Annotated in this window: 22 protein-coding genes; 14 read left to right on the top strand and 8 right to left on the bottom strand. The window is 72.6% G+C overall.

Annotation, left to right across the window (positions count from 1 at the left end):
- Positions 1-78 precede the first annotated feature (78 nt).
- The 6 genes from BMY07_RS20065 to BMY07_RS20040 all read left to right on the top strand — a co-directional run bounded on the left by BMY07_RS20065 (position 79) and on the right by BMY07_RS20040 (position 5,515).
- Positions 79-696 (top strand): PadR family transcriptional regulator, encoded by a 618-nt coding sequence (locus BMY07_RS20065; RefSeq protein WP_092780619.1) that lies wholly within the window; start codon positions 79-81, stop codon positions 694-696.
- On the top strand, positions 693-1,877 hold the full coding sequence (locus tag BMY07_RS20060) for an FAD-dependent oxidoreductase (RefSeq protein WP_245782512.1): 1,185 nt from the start codon (positions 693-695) through the stop codon (positions 1,875-1,877). Before BMY07_RS20065 ends, BMY07_RS20060 begins: the two co-directional genes overlap by 4 nt.
- Positions 1,878-1,887: 10 nt before the next feature.
- Complete coding sequence (gene mobA / locus BMY07_RS20055) at positions 1,888-2,445, top strand: molybdenum cofactor guanylyltransferase (RefSeq protein WP_092780612.1); 558 nt, start codon at positions 1,888-1,890, stop codon at positions 2,443-2,445.
- A 78-nt stretch (positions 2,446-2,523) separates the two neighbouring features.
- On the top strand, positions 2,524-3,582 hold the full coding sequence (locus tag BMY07_RS20050; RefSeq protein ID WP_170224472.1) for an AAA family ATPase: 1,059 nt from the start codon (positions 2,524-2,526) through the stop codon (positions 3,580-3,582).
- Between the two features lie 65 nt (positions 3,583-3,647).
- Positions 3,648-4,529 carry a DUF58 domain-containing protein gene (locus tag BMY07_RS20045; protein ID WP_177215682.1) on the top strand — a complete coding sequence of 294 codons (882 nt, stop codon included), beginning with the start codon at positions 3,648-3,650 and terminating at the stop codon, positions 4,527-4,529.
- A 2-nt stretch (positions 4,530-4,531) separates the two neighbouring features.
- Complete coding sequence (locus tag BMY07_RS20040; protein WP_092781140.1) at positions 4,532-5,515, top strand: VWA domain-containing protein; 984 nt, start codon at positions 4,532-4,534, stop codon at positions 5,513-5,515.
- Between the two features lie 33 nt (positions 5,516-5,548).
- Here the strand turns inward: BMY07_RS20040 and BMY07_RS20035 are convergent, their stop codons facing one another.
- On the bottom strand, positions 5,549-6,181 hold the full coding sequence (locus BMY07_RS20035; RefSeq protein ID WP_092780606.1) for a DUF2461 family protein: 633 nt from the start codon (positions 6,179-6,181) through the stop codon (positions 5,549-5,551).
- A gap of 304 nt (positions 6,182-6,485) precedes the next feature.
- Between BMY07_RS20035 and fabG the strand changes: the two genes are divergently transcribed.
- The 3 genes from fabG to BMY07_RS20020 are packed head-to-tail and all read left to right on the top strand — an operon-like array spanning position 6,486 to position 9,028.
- Positions 6,486-7,190, top strand: coding sequence for a beta-ketoacyl-ACP reductase (gene fabG / locus BMY07_RS20030; protein WP_092780603.1), 705 nt, complete (start codon positions 6,486-6,488; stop codon positions 7,188-7,190).
- A 39-nt stretch (positions 7,191-7,229) separates the two neighbouring features.
- Positions 7,230-7,997 carry an enoyl-ACP reductase FabI gene (gene fabI, locus BMY07_RS20025; protein WP_092780600.1) on the top strand — a complete coding sequence of 256 codons (768 nt, stop codon included), beginning with the start codon at positions 7,230-7,232 and terminating at the stop codon, positions 7,995-7,997.
- A complete protein-coding gene (locus tag BMY07_RS20020; RefSeq protein ID WP_092780597.1) occupies positions 7,994-9,028 on the top strand; it encodes a ferrochelatase in 1,035 nt (344 codons plus the stop codon). The genes fabI and BMY07_RS20020 overlap by 4 nt, the downstream gene beginning before the upstream one ends.
- Here the strand turns inward: BMY07_RS20020 and BMY07_RS20015 are convergent.
- Positions 9,025-9,681, bottom strand: coding sequence for a TetR/AcrR family transcriptional regulator (locus BMY07_RS20015; RefSeq protein ID WP_092780594.1), 657 nt, complete (start codon positions 9,679-9,681; stop codon positions 9,025-9,027). The genes BMY07_RS20020 and BMY07_RS20015 overlap by 4 nt on opposite strands.
- A gap of 121 nt (positions 9,682-9,802) precedes the next feature.
- Between BMY07_RS20015 and BMY07_RS20010 the strand changes: the two genes are divergently transcribed.
- Positions 9,803-10,468 (top strand): DUF4386 family protein, encoded by a 666-nt coding sequence (locus tag BMY07_RS20010; RefSeq protein WP_177215657.1) that lies wholly within the window; start codon positions 9,803-9,805, stop codon positions 10,466-10,468.
- A gap of 179 nt (positions 10,469-10,647) precedes the next feature.
- Here BMY07_RS20010 and BMY07_RS20005 read toward each other — a convergent pair whose 3' ends face one another.
- The 3 genes from BMY07_RS20005 to BMY07_RS19995 form a co-directional block, all read right to left on the bottom strand.
- The gene (locus BMY07_RS20005) at positions 10,648-10,887 is read right to left on the bottom strand and encodes a hypothetical protein (protein ID WP_143073557.1); all 240 of its coding nucleotides are present in this window, start codon (positions 10,885-10,887) and stop codon (positions 10,648-10,650) included.
- A 10-nt stretch (positions 10,888-10,897) separates the two neighbouring features.
- Complete coding sequence (locus BMY07_RS20000) at positions 10,898-11,470, bottom strand: hypothetical protein (RefSeq protein WP_092780585.1); 573 nt, start codon at positions 11,468-11,470, stop codon at positions 10,898-10,900.
- A 611-nt stretch (positions 11,471-12,081) separates the two neighbouring features.
- The gene (locus tag BMY07_RS19995; protein WP_092780582.1) at positions 12,082-12,876 is read right to left on the bottom strand and encodes a hypothetical protein; all 795 of its coding nucleotides are present in this window, start codon (positions 12,874-12,876) and stop codon (positions 12,082-12,084) included.
- Between the two features lie 61 nt (positions 12,877-12,937).
- Here BMY07_RS19995 and BMY07_RS19990 point away from each other — a divergent pair, with 61 nt between their 5' ends.
- The 4 genes from BMY07_RS19990 to BMY07_RS19975 all read left to right on the top strand — a co-directional run bounded on the left by BMY07_RS19990 (position 12,938) and on the right by BMY07_RS19975 (position 18,097).
- Positions 12,938-13,426: a YcxB family protein gene (locus tag BMY07_RS19990; RefSeq protein ID WP_143073556.1), complete on the top strand. Its 489-nt coding sequence runs from the start codon at positions 12,938-12,940 to the stop codon at positions 13,424-13,426.
- On the top strand, positions 13,423-14,646 hold the full coding sequence (locus BMY07_RS19985; protein WP_092780576.1) for a low temperature requirement protein A: 1,224 nt from the start codon (positions 13,423-13,425) through the stop codon (positions 14,644-14,646). The genes BMY07_RS19990 and BMY07_RS19985 overlap by 4 nt, the downstream gene beginning before the upstream one ends.
- Before the next feature lie 95 nt (positions 14,647-14,741).
- Positions 14,742-16,160: an ATP-binding protein gene (locus BMY07_RS19980; protein WP_218150692.1), complete on the top strand. Its 1,419-nt coding sequence runs from the start codon at positions 14,742-14,744 to the stop codon at positions 16,158-16,160.
- Positions 16,157-18,097: a vWA domain-containing protein gene (locus tag BMY07_RS19975; RefSeq protein ID WP_092780573.1), complete on the top strand. Its 1,941-nt coding sequence runs from the start codon at positions 16,157-16,159 to the stop codon at positions 18,095-18,097. The genes BMY07_RS19980 and BMY07_RS19975 overlap by 4 nt, the downstream gene beginning before the upstream one ends.
- 54 nt (positions 18,098-18,151) lie before the next feature.
- Here BMY07_RS19975 and BMY07_RS19970 read toward each other — a convergent pair whose 3' ends face one another.
- From BMY07_RS19970 to BMY07_RS19960, 3 genes are read right to left on the bottom strand one after another with little or no spacing between them, the layout of a single operon-like run.
- Positions 18,152-20,320: an ATP-binding protein gene (locus BMY07_RS19970; protein WP_143073555.1), complete on the bottom strand. Its 2,169-nt coding sequence runs from the start codon at positions 20,318-20,320 to the stop codon at positions 18,152-18,154.
- A 13-nt stretch (positions 20,321-20,333) separates the two neighbouring features.
- Positions 20,334-21,128: a hypothetical protein gene (locus BMY07_RS19965; protein WP_092780570.1), complete on the bottom strand. Its 795-nt coding sequence runs from the start codon at positions 21,126-21,128 to the stop codon at positions 20,334-20,336.
- A complete protein-coding gene (locus BMY07_RS19960; RefSeq protein ID WP_092780567.1) occupies positions 21,125-21,358 on the bottom strand; it encodes a hypothetical protein in 234 nt (77 codons plus the stop codon). Before BMY07_RS19960 ends, BMY07_RS19965 begins: the two co-directional genes overlap by 4 nt.
- Between the last annotated feature and the right edge of the window lie 231 nt (positions 21,359-21,589).

The raw sequence follows: 21,589 nt of genomic DNA, 5'->3' as shown, positions 1-21,589 counted from the left end.
GGGGATGGTCCGGAACTAATTAGTTGACACTGACTAGTTGAGTCGAGATAGTTGGTGTCGGCTAGAGATGAGGATGTGGTGGCCAAGCGACGCGCGGTGGGCAACCCGCTGGCGCTCGCGGTGCTCTCCGGTCTGCTGCTGGAGCCCATGCACCCCTACGAGATGGGGCGCAGGCTCAAGGAGACCGGCAAGGACCGCAACATCAAGTACAACCGGGGCTCGCTCTACATGGTCGTCGAGCAGCTGCGCAAAGCCGGGTTCATCGCCGAGCAGGAGACGGTGCGGGACACGGCGCGGCCGGAGCGCACCGTCTACGCGCTCACCGACAGCGGCCGGGCGGAGCTCTACGACTGGATGCGCGAGCTGGTCGCCGAACCCGAGCACGAGTACCCGCGGTTCGGCGTCGCGCTGTCGCTGCTCGGCGTGCTCGAACCGGGGGAGGCCGTCGAGCTGCTCGGCACCCGGCTGGTCGCACTCGACCGGGAAGCCGCCGAGATCACCGCCGACACCGCCCGGGCGAAGGAGCAGGGCCTGCCGTGGGTCTTCCTGGTCGAGGAGGACTACCGGCTCGCGCTGCTGGAGGCCGAACGGCGCTTCGTCACCACCCTCATCGACGGCCTGAAGGCGCCGGAATACCTCCGCGCCTGGCAGGAAGCGTTGGGAGAGGGGACACCATGGAGCGCACCGGAGCAGTGAGGACAGCGCTGGTCATCGGCGGCGGTATCGCGGGGCCGGTGACGGCGGCGGCGCTGCGGCGGGCCGGGGTGGCGGTGACGGTCTTCGAGGCGCACGCCGAGGCCGCGGACGGGGTCGGCGGGATGCTGATGGTCGCCCCCAACGGGCTCGACGCGTTCGCCGCGGTCGGCGCGGGGCAGCAGGTCGGCGCGCTGGGGCAGCCGACCACCACGATGGTGATGGAGGACTTCCGGGGCAGGAGGGTCTTCGCCTTCGACGGGCTGCCCGGCCTGCCCGCCAGCCGCACGATGTGGCGGTCGGACCTCTACCGGGTGCTGCACGACCGGGCCGTCGAGCTGGGCGCGGAGGTCGTGTACGGCAAGCGGCTCGTGAGCGTGCGGGAGAGCCCGGACTCGATCACGGCCGTATTCGCCGACGGCACCACCGCCACCGCGGACCTGTTGGTCGGCGCGGACGGCATCCGCTCCACGGTCCGGACCCTGATCGACCCGTCCGCGCCCGGCCCGTCGCCGGTCGGCCTGCTCGGCATCGGCGGCTGGGGTCCGCCGGTCCCGGGCATCGGCGGGCCCGAGGTCATGCACTTCGCGCAGGGCAAGCGCGCCTTCTTCGGCTACTGGGGGACACCCGGCGGCGACACGGCGTGGTTCAGCAACCTCCCGCACCAGGGGGCGATGTCGACCGCTCAGGCCCGCGAGGTGCCCACCGAGGACTGGCTGCGCCGCCTGCGCGAGGCCCACGCGGGCGACCACCCGGCCGAGTCGGTGCTGGCCGGCGCGCGGGACCTGCAGGTCACCGGCGCCCTGGAGATCCTGCCCTCGGTCCGCCACTGGCACCGCGCCCGCATGGTCCTCGTCGGCGACGCCGCGCACGCCCCGTCGCCCAGCTCCGGCCAGGGCGTGTCGATCACCGCCGAGAGCGCCGTCCAACTGGCCAGGTGCCTGCGCGACCTCCCGGACCTGCCACGCGCGTTCGCCGCCTACGAGGACCTGCGCCGTCCCCGCACCGACAAGATCATCGCCGGCGCCCGCCGCACCAACAACTCCAAGGCCGCAGGCCCGGTCGCCAGGGCCGTCAGCCGCGCGCTGACCCCGCTGCTGACCCGCACCCTCTTCACGCCCGAACGCATCTTCGGCGACATCCACGCCCACACGATCAACTGGGACGAGCGGGTCGGCGCCTAGGCTCGGCGGTGTGCGGTGGGCGGCGGTGGTCTTGGCCGGGGGGAAGGCGACCCGGATGGGTGGTGTGGACAAGGTCGCGCTTGTTGTCGGGGGGCGTTCGTTGCTTGATCGGGTGGTTGGTGCTGTCGTGCATGCCGATGAGGTCGTGGTCGTGGGGCCGCGGCGGGCGACTGTCCATCCGGTTCGGTGGACCCGTGAGGCGGAGTCGGGCGCTGGACCTGTCGCGGGGTTGGCTGCTGGGCTCGACCTCGTGACCGCGGAGGTCGTCGTCCTGCTCGCGGCCGATCTGCCCGCGCTCACGAAAGCCACCGTCGACCGCCTCCGTGCCACGCCGCCCGCCGTGCTAGTCGACCGCGGAGGGCGCGACCAGTGGCTGCTCGGGGCCTGGCCGACCGCCGGGCTCCGGGCGGCGATGCCCGCCAAGCTCGCCGACGCAGCACTGCGTAAGGTCCTCACAGGACTCGCGCCGGTCCGCCTCCCCGATCTCGACGGCAGCGCACGCGACGTGGATCACCCGGGGGACCTGGCCGATCACGTTCCCAGTACCGGGGCCCCGTTCCCAGAGTGAGTTCACAGGGCTCACACCGGTGGTCCGGTTGGCTGTACGCGGTAGGCCGCGAGGTCTGTCGTGAGATCCACGAGGAGGATGCCGGTGACCGACCCCGGGCAGGCCGAGGCGCCCACGACCCCCGCGCGTGACGCGCAGCTGCTCGAACGCACCGTGTTCGAGGTCAAGCGGGTGATCGTCGGGCAGGACCGCCTGGTCGAGCGGATGCTGGTCGGCCTGCTGGCCAAGGGGCACCTGCTGCTCGAGGGCGTGCCCGGCGTGGCCAAGACCCTCGCGGTGGAGACCTTCGCCAGGGTCGTCGGCGGGTCGTTCTCCCGCGTCCAGTTCACCCCCGACCTGGTGCCTGCCGACATCCTCGGCACGCGCATCTACCGGCAGGGCAGCGAGCGCTTCGACGTCGAACTCGGCCCGGTCGTGGCCAACTTCGTGCTCGCCGACGAGATCAACCGCGCGCCCGCGAAGGTGCAGTCGGCGATGCTCGAGGTGATGGCCGAGCGGCACGTGTCCATCGGCGGCAAGACCTTCCCGATGCCCACCCCGTTCCTGGTGCTGGCCACCCAGAACCCGATCGAGAACGAGGGCGTCTACCCGCTGCCCGAGGCCCAGCGCGACCGGTTCCTCTTCAAGATCATCGTCGAGTACCCGACGGTGGAGGAGGAGCGCGAGATCGTCTACCGGATGGGGGTGACCCCGCCGGAGCCGAGCCAGGTGCTCACCCCCGAGGAGCTCAGCCGCCTGCAGTCGGTGGCCGCCAACGTCTTCGTCCACCACGCGCTGGTCGACTACACCGTCCGGCTGGTGCTCGCGACCCGCACCCCCGCCGAGCACGGCCTCGCCGACGTCGCGGGCTGGATCGCCTACGGCGCCTCGCCGCGCGCCAGCCTCGGCATCGTCGCCGCGTCCCGCGCGCTCGCCCTGGTCCGCGGCCGCGACTACGTGCTGCCCCAGGACGTCGTGGACGTGGTGCCCGACGTGCTGCGCCACCGGCTCGTGCTGTCCTACGACGCGCTCGCCGACGGGGTGCCCATCGACCACATGATCTCCCGCGTCCTGCAGACCGTGCCGCTGCCGCAGGTGTCGGCGCGCCCGCAGGCCGTCGGCCACCCGACCCCGGCCGGGGTGAACGGCAGGCCGTGAGCAGGCACAGCTCCACCGACGGCGAACGGCCCAGCTGGGTCCCCCCGGTGCTGCGCGGCGACCGGATGGAGGCGGGGCTGCGGCTGCTGGAGATCGACGTCCGGCGCAGGCTCGACGGCCTGCTGCAGGGCAACCACCTCGGCCTGGTCCCCGGGCCCGGCTCCGAACCCGGCGAGGCCCGGCCCTACCAGCCCGGCGACGACGTGCGCCGGATGGACTGGGCGGTCACCGCGCGCACCACGGTCCCGCACATCCGGGAGACCGTCGCCGACCGCGAACTGGAGACGTGGCTGGTGGTCGACCTGTCGGCCAGCCTCGACTTCGGCACCGCGGGCTGCGAGAAGCGCGATCTCGCCGTCGCCGCCGTGGCCGCGATCGCGCACCTGACCAGGGGCGGCGGCAACCGCGTCGGCGCGCTGATCTCCACCGGCGAGCGGATGATCCGGGTGCCCGCCCGCGGTGGTCTCGCGCACGCCAGGGGGCTGGTGCGCAAGGTCGCCGAGACGCCGCGCGCGTCCGAGGGCGTGCGGGGTGACCTGGCCGAGGCGATCGAGCAGCTGCGCAGGCCGCCGCGGCGCCGGGGGCTGGCGGTGGTGATCTCGGACTTCCTGGGCGCCACCGAGTGGCAGCGCCCGATGCGCGCGCTGTCGCTGCGCCACGAACTCGTCGCGGTCGAGGTCGTGGACCCGCGCGACGTCGACCTGCCCGACGTGGGCACCGTCGTGCTGGCCGACCCGGAGACCGGGCGCCAGCGCGAGGTGACCGCGTCCCCGTTGCTGCGCAAGGAGTTCGCCGCCGCCGCCGCCGAGCACCGGGCCGCCGTGGCCGCGGGCATCCGGCGCGCGGGCAGCGGACACCTGGTGCTGCGCACCGACTCCGACTGGATCGCCGACACCGTGCGGTTCGTCGTCGCCCGCAAGCGCCGTTGGTCCGGAGGAGCCGCGTGACCCTGAGCCTGCGGAACTTCTCCGCCCCGCTGTGGTTCTTACTGCTGATCGCCGTGGCCGCGCTCGTCGCCGGTTACGTGCTCGTGCAACGGTCCCGGCGCAAGCGGACCCTGCGGTTCACGAACCTGGAACTGCTGGAGCGGGTGTCCTCGGCCGGTCCGAGCCGGTGGCGGCACGTGCCCGCGATCGTGCTGGTGTTCGCGCTGCTGCTGCTGACCACCGCGATGGCCGGGCCGACCGCCGAGCAGCGGGTGCCGCGCAACCGGGCCACCGTGATGCTGGTGATCGACGTGTCGCTGTCGATGGAGTCCACCGACGTCGCCCCGACCCGGCTCAAGGCGGCCCAGGTGGCGGCCAAGTCGTTCGCCCAGGGGCTGACCCCGGGGGTGAACCTCGGGCTGATCACCTTCGCGGGCACCGCCACCGTCCTGGTCGCCCCCACCACCGACCGCGGCGGTGTGGCCAAGGCGATCGACAACCTCAAGCTCGCCCAGTCCACCGCCACCGGCGAGGCAATCTTCGCGGCCCTGCAATCGATCGAGGGCTTCTCCCAGGTCGTCGGCGGCCCCGAGGGACCACCGCCCGCGCGCATCGTGCTGATGTCGGACGGCAAGCAGACCATCCCCACGGAGAACGAGGACGACCCCCGCGGCTCCTTCACCGCCGCCAAGGCCGCCGCCGACCGCAAGATCCCCATCACCACCATCTCCTTCGGCACCGCGGACGGCACCGTCGAGATCGAGGGCCGCGTCCAGTCCGTCGCCGTCGACGACGGCGCCATGGAGGAGATCGCGAGCCTCTCGGGCGGCGACTTCTACAAGGCCGCCACCGCCGACCAACTCCGCAAGGTCTACGACACCCTCGGCGAACAGATCGGCTACGAGATCAAGGAAGCCGACGCCAGCCGCCCCTGGCTCATCCTCGGCACCCTCGCCGCCCTCCTCGCCGCCGCCCTCTCCCTCACCCTCACGCAACGCCTGCCCTGACCCGGCAACTCGCGGCTAGCGCCTCACCGGCTTTCAGGGCTGGGGGAGGGGGACGTGCCGTACGAGCCAGGACAACAGGGCGTCGAGTTCTTGGGCTACCGCAAGGACTTGGTCGACGGCGGCCGCCGTGTGGATGGCGTCGTCGGGCCATACGGGGCGCGTGGCTACCAGGGAGCGGTAGCGCAAGAGGTCTGCGCGGGGGTGGTCTGGTGGGTAGTCGCGGGGGCCGCGTTTCATGACGTCGCCGGTCACCTCGAACTGATCCGGTAACGCTGCCAGGATCTCGACGAGTTCCGCGCCCGTGGAGTCTTCGGCGACGGCGGCGCGGAATCGGCGGACCTGGCCGGGGTCCGGGTAGTGCCAGGCGCCTTTGACGTGCAGGCCGTCGAGGTCGAAGCGCAGGCCTATCTCCACGTTGCGCGCCAGCCGCACCACCGCGCCCTGGTGCTGCCACCAGAACGGGTCCTTGGCGAAGTGCCACACCGAGAAATCGGCGTACCGCGGGTCGGCGTCGGCGAGGTCCGAGAGCAGGTCCACCATCGGCGCGCGCACCAGCCGCTCCCGATCCGCGCGGTTGTCCTCGCGCACCTCGGTCGTGGGAACGCCCTCCAGCTTGAGCAACACGTCGAGTGCCTGTACCGGCCACCCGGTGAACCGTCGGGGCATACGCCAATTCTATGCGTGTTGCCCAGCCACGAAAGTGTGGCCGACCGAATACGCACGGTGCCGATTTCCCCGCGCGCTTTCGGCCGTCCGAGGTACCCGCGCCGACTCCCTCGATGAACAACGGATCCGGGCCCCCGGAAATGGCCCGCGACCGTTCCCCCGAATGAGCCAGGACAGCCGACCCGCGCATTCCTGTGTCCTGGCTCACGCCGCGTTCACCCGCCGGTCCGCCCCGGTCCGCCCCCGGGTCGGCGCCGCCCGATAGCCTCCGTGCGGACGTGGTCGCCGGGTGGATGGGATGGCAATGGGACGGTCGGTACTGGTCACGGGCGGCAACCGGGGCATCGGGTTGGCCATCGCGCGCGCCTACCAGGAGCGGGGCGACAAGGTCGCCGTCACCCACCGCGGCTCCGGCGCGCCGGACGGGCTGCTCGGCGTCCAGTGCGACGTCACCGACTCCGCCGCCGTCGACGCCGCGTTCACCGAGGTGGAGAACGCGCACGGGCCGGTCGAGGTGCTCATCGCCAACGCGGGCATCACCGACGACACGCTGCTGATGCGCATGTCGGAGGACCAGTTCACCCGCGTCATCGACGCCAACCTCACCGGCGCCTGGCGGGTCACCAAGCGCGCCACCCGCGGCATGCTCAAGGCGCGCTTCGGCCGCATCGTCTACATCTCCTCCGTCGTCGGCCTGATGGGCTCGCCCGGGCAGGTCAACTACGCCGCCAGCAAGGCCGCCCTGGTCGGCATGGCGCGCTCGATCGCCCGCGAGCTCGGGTCGCGCGACATCACCGCGAACGTCGTCGCCCCCGGTTTCGTCGCCACCGACATGACCGACGCGCTCACCGAGGAGCGCAAGCAGCAGATCCTCGCGACCATCCCCTCCGGCCGCTACGCCACCCCCGAGGAGGTCGCCGCCGCGGTCACCTTCCTCACCTCCGACGCCGCCGGGTACATCACCGGCGCCGTGCTGCCGGTCGACGGCGGCCTCGGCATGGGCCACTGACCACCCCCTGATCTCTCCCCGGAAGGACCCTGCCTAGCCATGACCGGACTGCTCGAGGGCAAGCGGCTGCTGATCACCGGCGTCATCACCGACGCCTCCATCGCCTTCCACGTCGCCAAGGCAGCCCAGGAGCAGGGCGCGCAGGTCGTGCTGACCGGCTTCGGCAGGCTCAGCCTGGTCGAGCGGATCGCCAAGCGGCTGCCCCAGCCCGCGCCGGTGGTCGAGCTGGACGTGCAGAACCTCGAGCACCTCGACACCCTCGCCGACCGCGTCCGCGAGCACGTCGACGGCCTCGACGGCCTGGTGCACGCCATCGGGTTCGCCCCCAAGAGCTGCCTCGGCGAGCCGTTCCTGGACGCCCCGTGGCAGGACGTGTCGGTGGCGCTGGAGGTCTCGGCGTTCTCGCTGAAGTCGCTGTCGGTGGCCGCGCTGCCGCTGCTGGCCGAGGGGTCCTCCATCGTCGGCCTCGACTTCGACGCCAGGGTCGCCTGGCCCGCGTACAACTGGATGGGCGTGGCGAAGGCCGCGTTCGAGTCCACCAACCGCTACCTGGCCCGCGAGCTGGGCCCCAGGGGCGTGCGGGTCAACCTGGTCGCCGCCGGTCCGGTGCGCACCATGGCCGCCAAGTCCATCCCCGGCTTCGCCGACCTCGAGGCGGGCTGGGCCGACCGCGCCCCGCTCGGCTGGGACGTCAACGACGCCACGCCGGTCGCCAAGTCGGTCTGCGCCCTGCTCTCGGACTGGCTGCCTGCCACGACCGGGTCCATGGTGTGGGTCGACGGGGGCGTTCACGCCCTGGGCATGTGATGGTCGACGCGCTGCTGTGGCTGTCCTTCGGCGGGCCTGAGGGGCCCGCCGAGGTCCGGCCGTTCCTGGAGAACGTCACCCGGGGTCGGGGTGTGCCGCCGGAGCGGTTGGACGAGGTCGAGGCGCACTACCAGCACTTCGGTGGGGTGTCGCCGATCAACCGGCTCAACCAGGAGGCCATCACCGCCGTGCGGGCCGAGTTGGCCAGGCGCGGCCTCGACCTGCCGGTGTACTTCGGCAACCGCAACTGGCACCCGATGGTCGAGGACACCCTCGCCACGATGGCGGCCGACGGCGTGCGGCGGGCGCTCGTGTTCCCGACCAGCGCGTACGGCGGGTACTCGGCGTGCAGGCAGTACCACGAGGACATCGCCCGGGCGCGTGCGTCGGTCGGCGAGGGCGCCCCGGACCTGGTGAAACTCCGCCAGTTCTTCGACCACCCGCTGTTCATCGCCGCCGTGGCCGACGCCGTGCGGGAAGCCCGGGCCCAGGTCCCGCCTGGCAGTCGCCTGGTCTTCACCGCCCACTCGGTCCCGGAGTCCGCCGACCGCGCCTCCGGTCCCCCCGGCGAGGGCGGCCACCGCTACTCGCGCCAGATCGCCGAGGCCGCCCGGCTCGTCGCCGAGGCCGTGGGGGTGGACTCGTTCGACGTCGTCTGGCAGTCCCGCTCCGGGCCGCCGCGGATCCCCTGGCTCTCGCCCGACATCCTCGACCACATCGACACCCTGCACGCCGCCCCGGGCATCGTCGTGAGCCCTATCGGGTTCGTCAGCGACCACCTGGAAGTCGTCTGGGACCTCGACACCGAGGCCGCCGAGAAAGCCGCCGCCCTGGGCATCCCGTTCGCCCGCGCGGCCACGCCCAACGCCGATCCCCGGTTCGCGGAGATGGTGGTGTCGCTCGTCCAGGAACACCTGGCCGAGGCCGAACCCGCCAAACTGTCCGCATTCCCGAGCGCGGGCTGCACCCTCAACGGAACTCTTTGCGCCCTTCTTTGCTGCGAACCCGCGAAGCGTCCCGCACGCCCTTAGGGCGCGATTCCCAGATCCTCGGATAGGGCGTGGAAGCGGGACTCGGCTAGAGGGGCGGGGTCTTCACCGAGCCACGCGAGGTGGCCGAAGGTCTCTAGGACTACCTGGCCGTGGATCGCGGTCCAGGCAGTGAACGCGACCGCTGCCGCGTCCGGAGGTAGGTCTACCGCGGCGGCGAAAGTGTTCAGCGCGGGCGTGACCTCTTGGCGCTTGAGGGTGCCGCGGTGCCACGCGGCGACGATCGGCGGCACGAACGCGGCGCCCACGTCTCGGCTCGCGTGCGACGTCGGGCCGGACTCGGGGGCCTGGTAGTCCGGGATCGGCGTTCCGTACAGGAGCGCGAACTCGTGCGGGTGGGCCAGGGCCCACTCCCGGTACGCCAGGGCCGCCGCCACGAAGGCGTCACCCTCCGCCGCGTCCCTGGCCCGTGCCACCTCGTGCGCCAGCGCCGCGAACCCGTCGGTGATCAGCTCGGTCAGCAGCGCGTCCCGGTTCGGGTAGTAGCGGTACAGGCCCGCCGGGCTCATCCCGATCGACACCGCCACCGCGCGCAACGACAGCGCCGCGCCGCCGCCCTCCCGCAGGTGCGCCAACGCCGCCGCCTTGATCTCGGCCGACGTCTGCTCCCTGAGCCGTTCCCGTCTGGTCGCCATGCGCGTGAGGGTAGCGCGTTGCGATCAGTGTTCGCAGTGCGCTACGGTAGCCTGTGTGAACACTGATCGCAGTGCAGTTACTGATCGCAATGCAAGTGGTGGACGCGGACGAGCGACCGCGGTGTTGTTGCTGGTGGAGGGGGTGTTGCTGTTCGTCCCGCTGGTGATCCTCGGCGCCGCCGTCGACTGGCCCGCCAGCCTGGGCGAACCCGCCGCGACGGTCTTACCGCGCGTGGCCGAGAACGAGACCGCCCTAAGACTCGGGTACGTCGTGTACCTCGCCTACTCGGCGTTGTTCCTACCGGTGGCGTTGTGGGCAACGACAACCCTTGCGCCCAACCGCCAAGACTCCCAACTCGCCCGACTAGGCCTTGCCTTCGCCGCCCTCTCCACCCTGGCCCGCTGCGTCGGCATCATCCGCTGGCTCACCACCATGCCCGACCTGGCCCAGTCCTGGCAGTCCGGCACCCACCGCGAGGCGATCGAGGTCCAGTACGACGCCCTGAACTCCTTCGCAGGCGGAGTAGGCGAACTCCTCGGCGTCTCCCTCTTCGCGGCGGGCTGGCTGTTCTGCCTCGCCAAGATCGCGAACATCCCGTTGTGGCTCAGGGCTTTCACCGTGCTCACCGCCGCCGCGCTGGCCCTACCCCTGGTAGAACTCCTCGGCGTGGACGCGGGCCCGCTGATCAGCATCAGCAGCGCCACCGTCCAACTCTGGTTCCTCACCACCGCCGCCTACGTACTCCGAAGCGGCAAGCGACCACAGCCTGCCGTACAAGGGCCTTGAGCGCGCCGAACTGCGGCGGTGCCGAGTACATCGAACCGTGGCAGTGCTGGACACCGAACCGCGACAGTACGACCACGCCGACCGCGACTGAGTCGACTACGCCGAACCGCGACTGTGTACTACGCCGAACCGCGGCGTCGGAGGTGCAGGGGGACCTCCGACGCCGCGGTTCGGTTATCTCAGGCGCGCAGCCGGACCTCGTGCCGGAGGTCTGGCGCTGTCACCTCGGTGGGGAAGACGGCGGCCACGTAGGAGATGGCGCAGTCGGGGCAGACGGGGCGGGCGGTGGGGCGGTCCTGGTAGCGGGTGTCGACGGGTTGGCCGCACAGGCCCGTGCTGCTGCCGTGCAGTACCACGTGGGCCCGGCCGCCGTGGGTGGTGTTCGTGCCCCAGCAGACCTCGCTTCGGGGGTTCCTCATCATCGCCGCCTCACCCGTGGTTGCTCTGGGACAGATCGAGCCGCGTGTGCAGTGCCCTGCCGGTCTCGCTGAGGGTGATCATCCGGCAGTCGCGCAGGCGGGCGGCGCCGATGACCAGGTGGCCCGCGCTCACCAGCTCGCGCATCCTGGCGGCGAGCCTGCTCTCCACCGGGCTGCCGCGGTCGACGACCTGGTTGGCCTCGGTCATGCCCAGGTCGCCGCGCTGGGCGCAGCGCAGCAGCACGAACCAGTCGCGGGTGCGGGCGGCCTCGTCGGGGGAGCGGCGGCCGCGGCGCAGCCAGATGTCGAGCAGGCGCTCACCGGCGGAGGTCAGACCCGCCTGCAGCCAGCCGTCGCGCGGGTCGGGCACCGCGTCGCCGAAGCCGACGAAGCCGTCGCGGCGCAGGGTGAACAGGGCGCTCACCATCAGCACCCCGAGGTCGTCGGTGCGGTGGCGCAAGGCCGCCGCAGCACCGTAGGCGCCGACCTCGCCGCGCGCGACCATCTGCAGGGCACCCAGGTGGTTGGTGTCCAGCGCCAGCGGCCGGGCGGCCTGCTTGGGGTCGAGTAGTTGTGCGGTCATGGTGTGACTCCGGTGACAGCGGTTGGTCCAGTGCGATCACTATCGGCGACGCGGGCCGCCCGCGCTCATCCCAAAGACCCATAGCACTGGGTTATGTCGCCGGTGATGGCCGCGTCGGCGCAGCTGGGGGCCGCAAGGCCGGTCGTTAGCGACGGCAATCGTCGTGAAGACAAGGGTTTCCCCGGACCTGTGCCGGGAAGATCTACGGGGGCGGCGGTTCCCGGCCGTCGCCGCGGGCATCACCTTGGCGGACGGGGGAATTCGACAAACGGTGCCCCACACGCGGGGTGACCCGGCGGTAGTTTCCCAGCGCCACACCGGTGAACGGGCCACCGCGCCGTGTTCGTCTCCGTGCAAGATGCTGTTCGCAAGCCCACGTACGGTGACCCCTGAGCGTGGTCGCGGGTCACACCGGGCAGATCGGGATTGGTCTAGTGGCGCCGACGGCGCTCGGACCCACCTGTGAGACCCACGCCACGAAGTCGCCCCCGAGCGGCGCTACCGCAGGTCAGCGGCCGACTCGACCGCGGAACCGGTAATCCGCCGGTCACCTGGGAGCGGCGCGGTCCCGGCCGCGGCGGGCGGCCGGGCAGACCGGCAATGGTTTCGATTCAGTGCTTGTCAGCGTGGTCGGAGAAGACCCTGACGGCCTCGTCCACGGCGGCCAGCCTGGCCACCCGCACCGCGTCGAACAGCGGCCGCAGGGCGTCCGCGCGCCTGCGCGCCGAGGACGACGACAGCGCGCCGCCCGGGGCGTCCTCCGCCGCCAGGTCGAGGATCGCCGAGACCTCGTTGGCGCGCTGCAGCACCCGCAGCGCCCGCGGCGGGGTGCCCTCGGGCCACGGCGCCGCCGAGCGGTGCGCGACCCGGGCGGTGATCTCCTCGCGGACCCCGGAGCGGTGCTTGGCGACACCCAGCTCGGTCAGCACGCCCGCGGCGACCCGCATCGCGCCGGTCAGCTCGTGCTCGGCCTCGCCGAGGGGCATGTGCTCGGCGGCGGGGGCGTCGCCGATGTCGAAGGCGGTCCAGCGCAGCACACCGTCGGCGATGGGCTCGGGGACCAGGCCGATGGGAGCGCCGAGCAGCACGACGGCCTCACCGGCGTGCAGGGCGGTCCCGGCGAACTCGCTGCGGCCGCCGAGGCCGCGCACGTCACCGGGGACCGGCAGCACGAGCCGCCCGCCGGTGCACTCGGCGCGGCGGACCGCGGCGAGCAGACCGGCCACCTGGCCGCCTGCCTGACCGCGCAGGGGGACGTCGAGGGAGTCCGCGGTGGGCTGGCCGACCGCGACCACGTCATGCAGGGGCGCCCAGTGGGTGAGCGCGTCGAGGACGTCGTCCGAGGCGGCCGAGCCGTTCAGCCACGCCGAAACCCACACCGCGAAGGTGGCACTGGGAGTTGACACGGGGACCGAGGGTACGCGACCCGCTCCCGACCGGGCAGATCAGCTCCCTAAGCTGCCCGTCATGCGACTGCGCTGGACCCCGGTGCCCGCCGACTGGGCCGACGGCGTGCGCGCCGTGGTGCCGTTCACCCGGTGGGTGCCGTGGTTCGCGCTGGCGCTGGGGGCGTTCTCCGTCGTGCTGCTCGTGCTGGGCCAGGCCCTGCCCGGCGTGTTCGGGTTGGTGTGCGCCGTGGTCATCGCCGCCATCCCGTTCGCCGCGATCAGGCACGCCTTCCGGGGTAACCCTGTCGCCGGTCGGACCGTGACCGCGGACGTCGACGACTACTCGGTGCGGATGATGACCGCGGACGGCAGCGCCTACAGCGACCTGGTCCTCACCGACCTCACCGGCTGGGTGGAGACCGACCGGAGCTTCTTGCTGCGCACCGGGCCGTCAGGTTTCCACCCCGTGCCAGGCCGTGCGTTCGACACCACCGAGGACATAGACCGGTTCCGCGACCTGCTCACCCGTGTCCTCGGTCCGGCGGGCGTGCCACCATCTGCGCCATGAGCAAGCCGTACCGGTCGAGGTTGGAGCGGGTGGGCGAGTCGGCGACGGCCACCACCCTGGAGCTGTTCTTCGACCTGGTGTTCGTCTTCGCGCTGACCCAGGTGACCGCGCTGATGGCCGAGGACCCCACCTGGCCCGGCCTGCTGCGCGGCACCCTCGTGCTCGCCGTCGTGTGGTGGTGCTGGGTCGGCTACTCGTGGCTGTCGAACCTGGTCAAGGCCGACGAGGGGACCGCGCGCACCGCGATGCTGGGCGCCATGGCCGCGATGTTCCTCATCGCACTGGCCATCCCGGAGGCGTTCGACGACCTGGCTGGCGGGCTGTCCGGGCCGGTCGTGTTCGCCTTCTGCTACCTGCTGGTCCGCGCGGTGCACCTGCTGCTGTTCTGGATCAGCGCCGCCGACGACCCCGGCCTGCGCAAGCAGCTGCTGCGGTTCACCCCGACCATGCTCGGCGGCACCCTGCTGCTCCTGCTCGCCGCGCAGACCAGCGGCGCGGCCCAGATCGGGCTGTGGGTGGCCGCGGTCGCCGCCGACTACGGCGGCACCTTCGCCATCGGCGCCTCGGGGTGGCGGCTCAACTCCGCCAAGCACTTCGCGGAGCGGCACGGCCTGATCGTCATCATCGCGCTCGGCGAGTCGATCGTGGCCATCGGCGTCGGGGTCACCGCGCTGCCCATCTCCTGGCCGGTCATCGCCGCGGCCACGCTCGGGCTGACCGTGGCGGCCTGCCTGTGGTGGGCCTACTTCGACACGCACGTGCTCATCGCCGAACGCGCGCTGGCCGAGGCGACCGGCGTGGAGCGGGCGAGCATGGCGCGCTCGGCGTTCAGCTTCCTGCACCTGCCCCTCGTCGTGGGCATCGTGATGCTGGCCCTCGGCCTCAAGAAGGTGCTCAACTACGTGGCGGGCGCCAACGGCCACACCGTCGCCGACCACCTCTACGGACCGCCGCTGTGGGCGTTGTTCGGCGGCGCCGCGCTCTACCTGTTCGCCCAGTCCGGCGTTTCCTGGCGCTGCGGCCGCAACCTCAAGCCCCAGCGACTCGCGGTCGGCGTCCTTCTCATCGCGGTCACGCCGCTTGTCGCGTTCCTGCCCGCGTTGGTCGCGCTGGCCGTGCTCGCCGCCCTGCTGATCGCCCTCATCGCCTACGAGTGGGTGCACTACCGGGCGGTCCGCGACGAGATCCGGCACGCCGAACACGAGCCCGCCGACGCCTAGAACCGCGTTGGCCGGTTATCCCCAACGCCCGTGGTTGTCCACAGTTGGAGCCACTCCACGTCGACCTCGTCGCGGAACCTGCGTAGCGTCGAAGCGTGACAGTCGTGAACACGCCGGTACCCACACCCCCGCCGCACCTGCCCCGCACGGTGGGCGCCCTGCGCGCGGCGGGCCACACCCCCAGGGGAGTCAAGGACGAGGTCCGCGCCAACCTGCTCGACGCCTTGCGCGCCGGGCGGGACCCGTGGCCGGGCATCGTCGGGTTCGGCCAGACCGTGTTGCCGCAGTTGGAGCGCGCCCTGCTCGCCGGGCACGACGTGGTGCTGCTCGGCGAACGCGGCCAGGGCAAGACCAGGCTCGCCCGCACGATCACCGGCCTGCTCGACGAGTGGACGCCGGTCATCGAGGGCTCCGAGCTCGGCGAGCACCCGCTGGCGCCCATCACCCCGCGCTCGCTGCGGCTGGCCGCCGAACTCGGCGACGACCTGCCGGTCGCGTGGCGGCACCGCGGCGAGCGCTACACCGAGAAGCTGGCCACGCCGGACACCGCGGTCGGCGACCTCATCGGCGACGTCGACCCGGTCAAGGTCGCGGAGGGCCGCGCGCTCGGCGACCCGGAGACCATCCACTTCGGACTCGTGCCGCGCGCCCACCGCGGCGTGATCACCATCAACGAGCTGCCCGACCTCGCCGAGCGGATCCAGGTGGCGCTGCTCAACGTGATGGAGGAGCGCGACATCCAGGTCCGCGGCTACACGCTGCGGCTGCCGCTGGACGTGCTGCTGATCGCGACCGCGAACCCGGAGGACTACACCAACCGCGGCCGCATCATCACCCCGCTCAAGGACCGCTTCGGCGCCGAGGTGCGCACCCACTACCCGCGCGGCGTCCAGGCCGAGGTCGACGTGGTGCGCCAGGAGGCAGAGCTGGTCGCCGAGGTGGGCGACCCGCTGCTGGAGGTGCTGGCCCGGTTCGTCCGCAACCTGCGCGAGTCCAGCGCGATCGACCAGCGCTCCGGGGTGTCCGCCCGGTTCGCCGTGGCCGCCGCCGAGACCGCGGCCGCCGCCGCGCTGCGCCGCTCCGCGCTGATCGGCGAGGAGCCCGCGGTGGCCCGCCCGATCGACCTGGAGGCGGTGCCCGCGGTGCTGCGCGGCAAGCTGGAGTTCGAGTCCGGCGAGGAGGGCCGCGAGGTCGAGCACCTCGAGCACCTGCTGCGCCGCGCCGTCGCCGAGACCGCCCGCGACCGCTTCGCCGGTCTTGACCTGGGGCCGCTGGTCGACGCCGTCGTCGACGGGCACCTGGTCGCCACCGGTGAGCGCGTGCCGGGCTCCGAGGTGCTGGCCGCGCTGCCGGAGCTGCCGCTGCTGCACGAGGTCGCCGCCCGGCTCGACGTGCGCGCCGGTGATCCGCCCGGCCGCATCGCCGCCGCGGTCGAGCTGGCGCTGGAGTACCTGTACCTGACCAGGAAGCTGGCCAAGGACTCGGCCGACGGGGAGGCGGTGTACGGACCGTGAGCTACCGCTACGGGCCCTGGCACGACGGTCCGGACCCCCTGGCACCCCCGGTCGACCTGCGGGCCGCCCTGGAGGCGCTCGGCCGCGACGTCATGGAGGGCGCCTCCCCGCGCGCGGCGCTGCAGGAGCTGCTGCGCCGCGGCGTCGGCGACGCGGCAGGCCTCGACGACCTCACCCGCAGGCTGTGGGAGCGGCGTTCGCGCATCCAGCGCCGGCACCGCCTCGACGGCACGCTCACCGAGGTCAGGCAGCTGCTGGAGCGGGCGCTGGCGGCGGAGCGGGCCGAGCTGTTCCCCGACCCGGCCGACGACGCCCGCTTCCGCGAGGCCCAGCTCGACGCGCTGCCGTCCGGCACCGCGGCGGCCGTGCGCGAGCTGGCCGACTACGACTGGCGCTCGCCGAAGGCCCGCGAGGCGTTCGAGCAGATCCGCGACAAGCTCGGCCGGGAGCTGGTCGAGTCCCGCTTCCAGGGCATGAAGCAGGCGCTGCGCGAGATGCAGCCGCAGGACACCGAGCGCATCCGCGCGATGATGGCCGACCTCAACGCGCTGCTGCTCGCCCACCTGCGCGGCGACGACACCGACGAGCAGTTCGACCGGTTCATGCGCGAGCACGGCGAGTTCTTCCCGGAGAACCCGCGCACCGTCGACGAGCTGGTCGACGCACTCGCCGCCCGCGCCGCCGCCGCGCAGCGGATGATGAACTCGATGAGCGCCCAGCAGCGCCAGGAGCTGGGCGAGCTGATGGCGGGCGCGTTCGGCGACCCGCGCTTCGCCGACCAGGTCGCCTCCCTGGACGCGAACCTGCGCGCCCTGCGCCCCGGCGAGGACTGGACTTCCTCGGCCCGCTTCCGCGGCCAGGACCCGCTCGGGCTCGGCGAGGGCGCGCAGGCCATGACCGACCTCGCCGAGCTGGACGCCCTCGCCGAGCAACTCGGCCAGTCCTACCCCGGCGCCCGGCTGGAGGACATCGACCTGGAGGCGCTCGACCGCCAACTCGGCGACGAGGCCGGTGTCGACGCGCGCAGACTGTCCGAACTGGAGCGCGAGCTGCGCAGGCAGGGCCTGGTCGACCGCGCGCCGGACGGCTCGCTCACGTTGTCCCCCAAGGCGATGCGCCGCCTCGGCGAGACCGCCCTCGCCGAGGTCGTCGGCCTGTCCCGGGCCAGGCGGGGCGAGCGCGACACCGCCACCGCGGGCGCCGCGGGCGAGCTGACCGGCGCCACCCGGGCCTGGACCTTCGGCGCCACCGAGCCGTGGGACGTCTCCCGCACCGTCCGCAACGCCGTCCTCCGCACCCTCGCCACCGGCGACCCCCGGGTCCGGCTGGACGTCACCGACGTCGAGGTCTCCGAAACCGAACAACGAGCCAGGGCCGCCGTGGCCCTGTGCGTCGACACCTCGTGGTCCATGGTCCAGGACGGCCGCTGGGTCCCCATGAAGCGCACCGCTCTCGCCCTGCACCACCTGGTGTCGACCCGCTTTCGCACCGACGACCTCCAGCTCATCACCTTCGGCCGCCACGCGACCACAGTGGACATAGCCGAGCTGACTGCCCTGGAGGGAACTTGGGAGCAGGGCACCAACCTGCACCACGCCCTGCTGCTCGCCGGTCGGCACCTGCGCCGCAACCCGGACGCGCATCCGGTGGTCTTGATCGTGACGGACGGGGAGCCGACCGCGCACCTGGAGCCGGACGGGGAGGCGGTGTTCCACTATCCGACCACACAGGACACTCTGCGGAAGACGCTGGCCGAGGTGGATTCCCTGGCGAGGTTGGGGGCTTCGGTGACGGTGTTCATGCTGGGGGAGGATCCGAGTCTGGCCGCGTTCGTGGATCTGGTGGCTCGTCGGGGTGGGGGGCGGGTGGTGGCGCCGGACTTGGATGGTCTTGGTAGTGCTGTGGTGAGCGACTACCTGCGGAATCGGCGGAGGTGAAGGGGCTGGCAGGGGAGTGGCGAGCTGCCTGCGAGCAGAGGGCGGCGCGCTCGGTCATGTGTCGAGCTCGGGCCGCTCGCCGAGGTTGTCCAACAGTTCTTGCACGCTCGCGGCATCGGTGGCGCGCTCTTGGCGCTGGTAGAGATCGAAAGCCTCGTCCCACGCTGTCCTGGTTTGTTCGGTCTGCCCGAGAGCGAGGTGGGCCTCGCCCACGCTGACCAGCGCGTCGGCGACCTCGTAGGTGTGCCCGATGTCGCGCAACAGGACGAGGGCGCGGTCGTAGTGCTCGACGGCCCCTCGGTGATCACCGGTGCGGTGGGCGATGAATCCCAGGCTGTCGAGCGCGGCCGCCTCGCCCGCGGTGTCCTGGTGGTGCCGGTACCGGTCGAGGGCGGCCGCGCACTGGTCACGGGCGCTGTCGAAGTCGCCGAGGCACGCGGCGTACCACCCCGCGGTGTTGAGGGCGTCGGCCTCCCACTCGGATCGGCCGAGCGCGCGGCAGAGGGCGAGGGCCTGGCGGGCGTGATCCAACGCCTGCCCGTCGTCCCCCAGTCGTCCGCGGGCGAGCGCCGCGGTCTCGTGCGTGTGCGCTTGCTCGGCGAGGTCCCCGTGCCGGGTCGCCAGGTCGAGGGCCACGTCCAGGTGCTCGATGGCCTCCGCGTGCCTGCCGAGCCTGGAGTAGCAGCGGCCGAGGAGTCGGTGGGCGCGCAGGAGCAGGGCCGGATCGGCCAGGTTCTCGGCGGCGTCGAGAGCGGCCAGCCACAGGGCGAGGGCGTCGCGCGAGTGTCCACGTCGGACGTTGAAGGTCTCCAGCACCCAGGCCAGGTGCCAGACGACGAGGTGGCGGCCGAGTGCGGCCGCCGTCCGCGCGGAGGCGAGGAGGGTCGCGTGCTCTGCCGCCAACCAGGCCATCCCCGAGTCCGCGTCCCGCAACGGGATCGGGTGCACCCCGGGCGCGGGTGGACCGGGTCGCAAGGGGTTGCCGTGGGCGTCCAGGAGGTCGTCGGCGGCGTACGCGGTGTGCAGGTGGAAGTCGAGCACCCGGGCGAGCGCCGCCTCCCGCACCTGGTCGGGCAGGTCGGTGTCGGCGGTGGCGACGGCGAAGTGGCGGACGAGGTCGTGCATCCCGTACCGGCCGTTCGCCTGCCGGTCGACCAGGGACGCCTCCTCCAGCGCCGACAACGCCTTGCGTGCGTGAGCGGGTGAGAGCCGGGCGAGCGAGGCCACCGCGTGCGGGGTCGTGTCCGTGCCGGGAGCGATGCCCACGAGCGCGAACACCGTCCGCTGCTCGGCTGAGAGGTACCGCAGGGACCAGGACAGGACGGCGGGCAGGCTGGAGGCGGGATCGGTGTCGTTGTCGAGCACGTCCAATCCGGACTCGCGCAGCTCGGCGGCGACCACGGCAGCCGGGATGCCGCCACGGCTGGTGACGGTGCGGGCGATGATCGACAGGGCCAGCGGAAAGCCCGCGCACAGGTCGATGAGCTCGTCGACGGCAGCGGACTCGCTGTCGAGCCGGTCGGCACCGAACCGCGCCCCGAGCAGGGCACGCGCCTCGGCGCGGGCCAGTGTCCCCACCGCTAAGTGGCGGGCGCCGTGCCGGTCGATCAAGGAGGTGAGCACCCGGCGGCCGGTGATGAGCACGGTGCAGGTCGGGCTGCCGGGCAGCAGGGCGACGACCTGGTCGGCTGTGGCGGCGTTGTCCAACAGGACCAGCATCCGCTTGCCCGCGACCAGGCTGCGGTACAGCGCGGCCTGGGAGTCCGGGTCCGGTGGCACCCGGCCCGGGTCGACGCCGAGCGCGTCGAGGAACCCGCGGACCGCGGTCTCCGGGGTCTTGGGCCTGCCCTCGGGGCTGAACCCGTGCAGGTCCGTGAATAGCTGCCCGTCGGGGAACCTGTCCAGGTGCCGGTGCGCCCAGGCGAGCGCGAGCCAGGTCTTGCCGATCCCGCCCGTTCCGCCCAAGGTCGACACGACCATCGCCGCACCCGCCGCCCCGTCCAGGACCGCGTCGAGTTCGGCGAGGTGCCGGTCTCGACCGACGAACCCGGACGGTCGGGCGGGCAGCTGCCGCGGCACCGGTCGGGTCACGGCCCGGTGGTACTGGTTGATCGTCACCGAGCCGATGGAGCCGGTGGCCTGCACCACCGACCCGAACACCACGGACCCCGTGACCGTGTTCCCCGCCTCGTTGCTCGTGCCGAGCGGCTTGTCATCGCCCATCAGGTGTTCGGGATCAGCGCTCGGTGAGGGCGGCGGCCAAGGGGCCCAGTTCTTCCAGGACGTCCATCCTCTCGACCATAGCGCTCAGCTGGGCACGTTCGGCGGGAGGCAAGGCCCGGACCGCGTCGGCGAGGCGGGTCAGGCTGGGGGCGTCCAGGTGGAGGAGAACGGGGATCAGGTCTTCCGCGAACTCCCCGGTGGCCGTGGCGATGATCGCGGCGACGCCGGGTAGGCGGGAGTCGGGGATGAGGGCGAACAGGGCCGGTAGGCGGTCGGTGTTGTCGGTGTAGATGGCGGTATGCAGGAGGGCGTGGTCGTCGAGGGTGGTGACCATGGCCTGGAGGGCGGGGCGGGGGAGGTCGCCGACGAAGCGGCCGGTGGTGATGTGGTCGGCGCGGCGGATGAGCTCGCGGCCGACCTCGACGACCTTGGTGGTGGGCAGCAGGCCGAGGACGGGGGCGATGCGGCGCGGGTCCAGTTCGGCGGCGACGTCGGCCAGGAAGGACACCGGGAGCCGGGTGGCGAGGTCGACGGCGCGGTCGGGTTCCAGGGCGCCCGCGACCCTGGCGCTGAGCAGGGGGCCGAACGAGCGTTGCGCGATGCTCGCGGTCAGCGCGGCGGGCACCAGCTTGCTGGCCGACCCGATCCGCTCGAACAGGGCCTGGTTCGCTCCGAAGAGGACTTCCGCGGCCTGGTCCCGCACCGCGCGCACGTCCTCCGGCGACAGCGCCGACAGGTAGTCGAACCGGGCCGCGGGCTCGCCGAGCAGCCGGGCGAGCTTGGCGATCTCGGCGCGGGTGCCGCTCACAGGCCGATCGCCCGGCGGACCAGGGGACGCAGCAGCCGGGGGAGCTGGCGCAGCGAGTCCTCGGTGGCGTCGGTCAGGTGCCTGGCCTGGCGCCTGCGGGCCGCGCGCATCGCCTCGGCGAGGTCGAGCGCGGCGGCGGCAGGCAGCGCGGTCACCGAGGGCGGCAGCGGGCCGCGGAACTGGGCGCGCAACGCCGCGCCGGGGTCTGCGTCGGGGTGCTCGTCGGCCACGGAACCAGCCTGCCCGCACCGTGCCGATCAGCCAACTCGAACACGCTCGGTCACCGGTGGCCATCACATCGAAGTGAGCTCCCCGGTCATTCCCGGACCGCCTGCAAGATCATCGGGTGACTCCCCGACGAAACCCCCGCAACGCCTCCGGCCTGCGATCTTCCGGCCACGCTTGGCGACCGGGAGGGGCGCGCCAGGGCCATTGGTCCCTGTCATTACCTCGAACTCCCA

It is taken from the genome of Actinokineospora terrae (assembly GCF_900111175.1).
In the GTDB taxonomy this organism is placed as follows: Bacteria; Actinomycetota; Actinomycetes; order Mycobacteriales; family Pseudonocardiaceae; genus Actinokineospora; species Actinokineospora terrae.
This window is presented reverse-complemented; position numbering and strand designations above follow the sequence as displayed.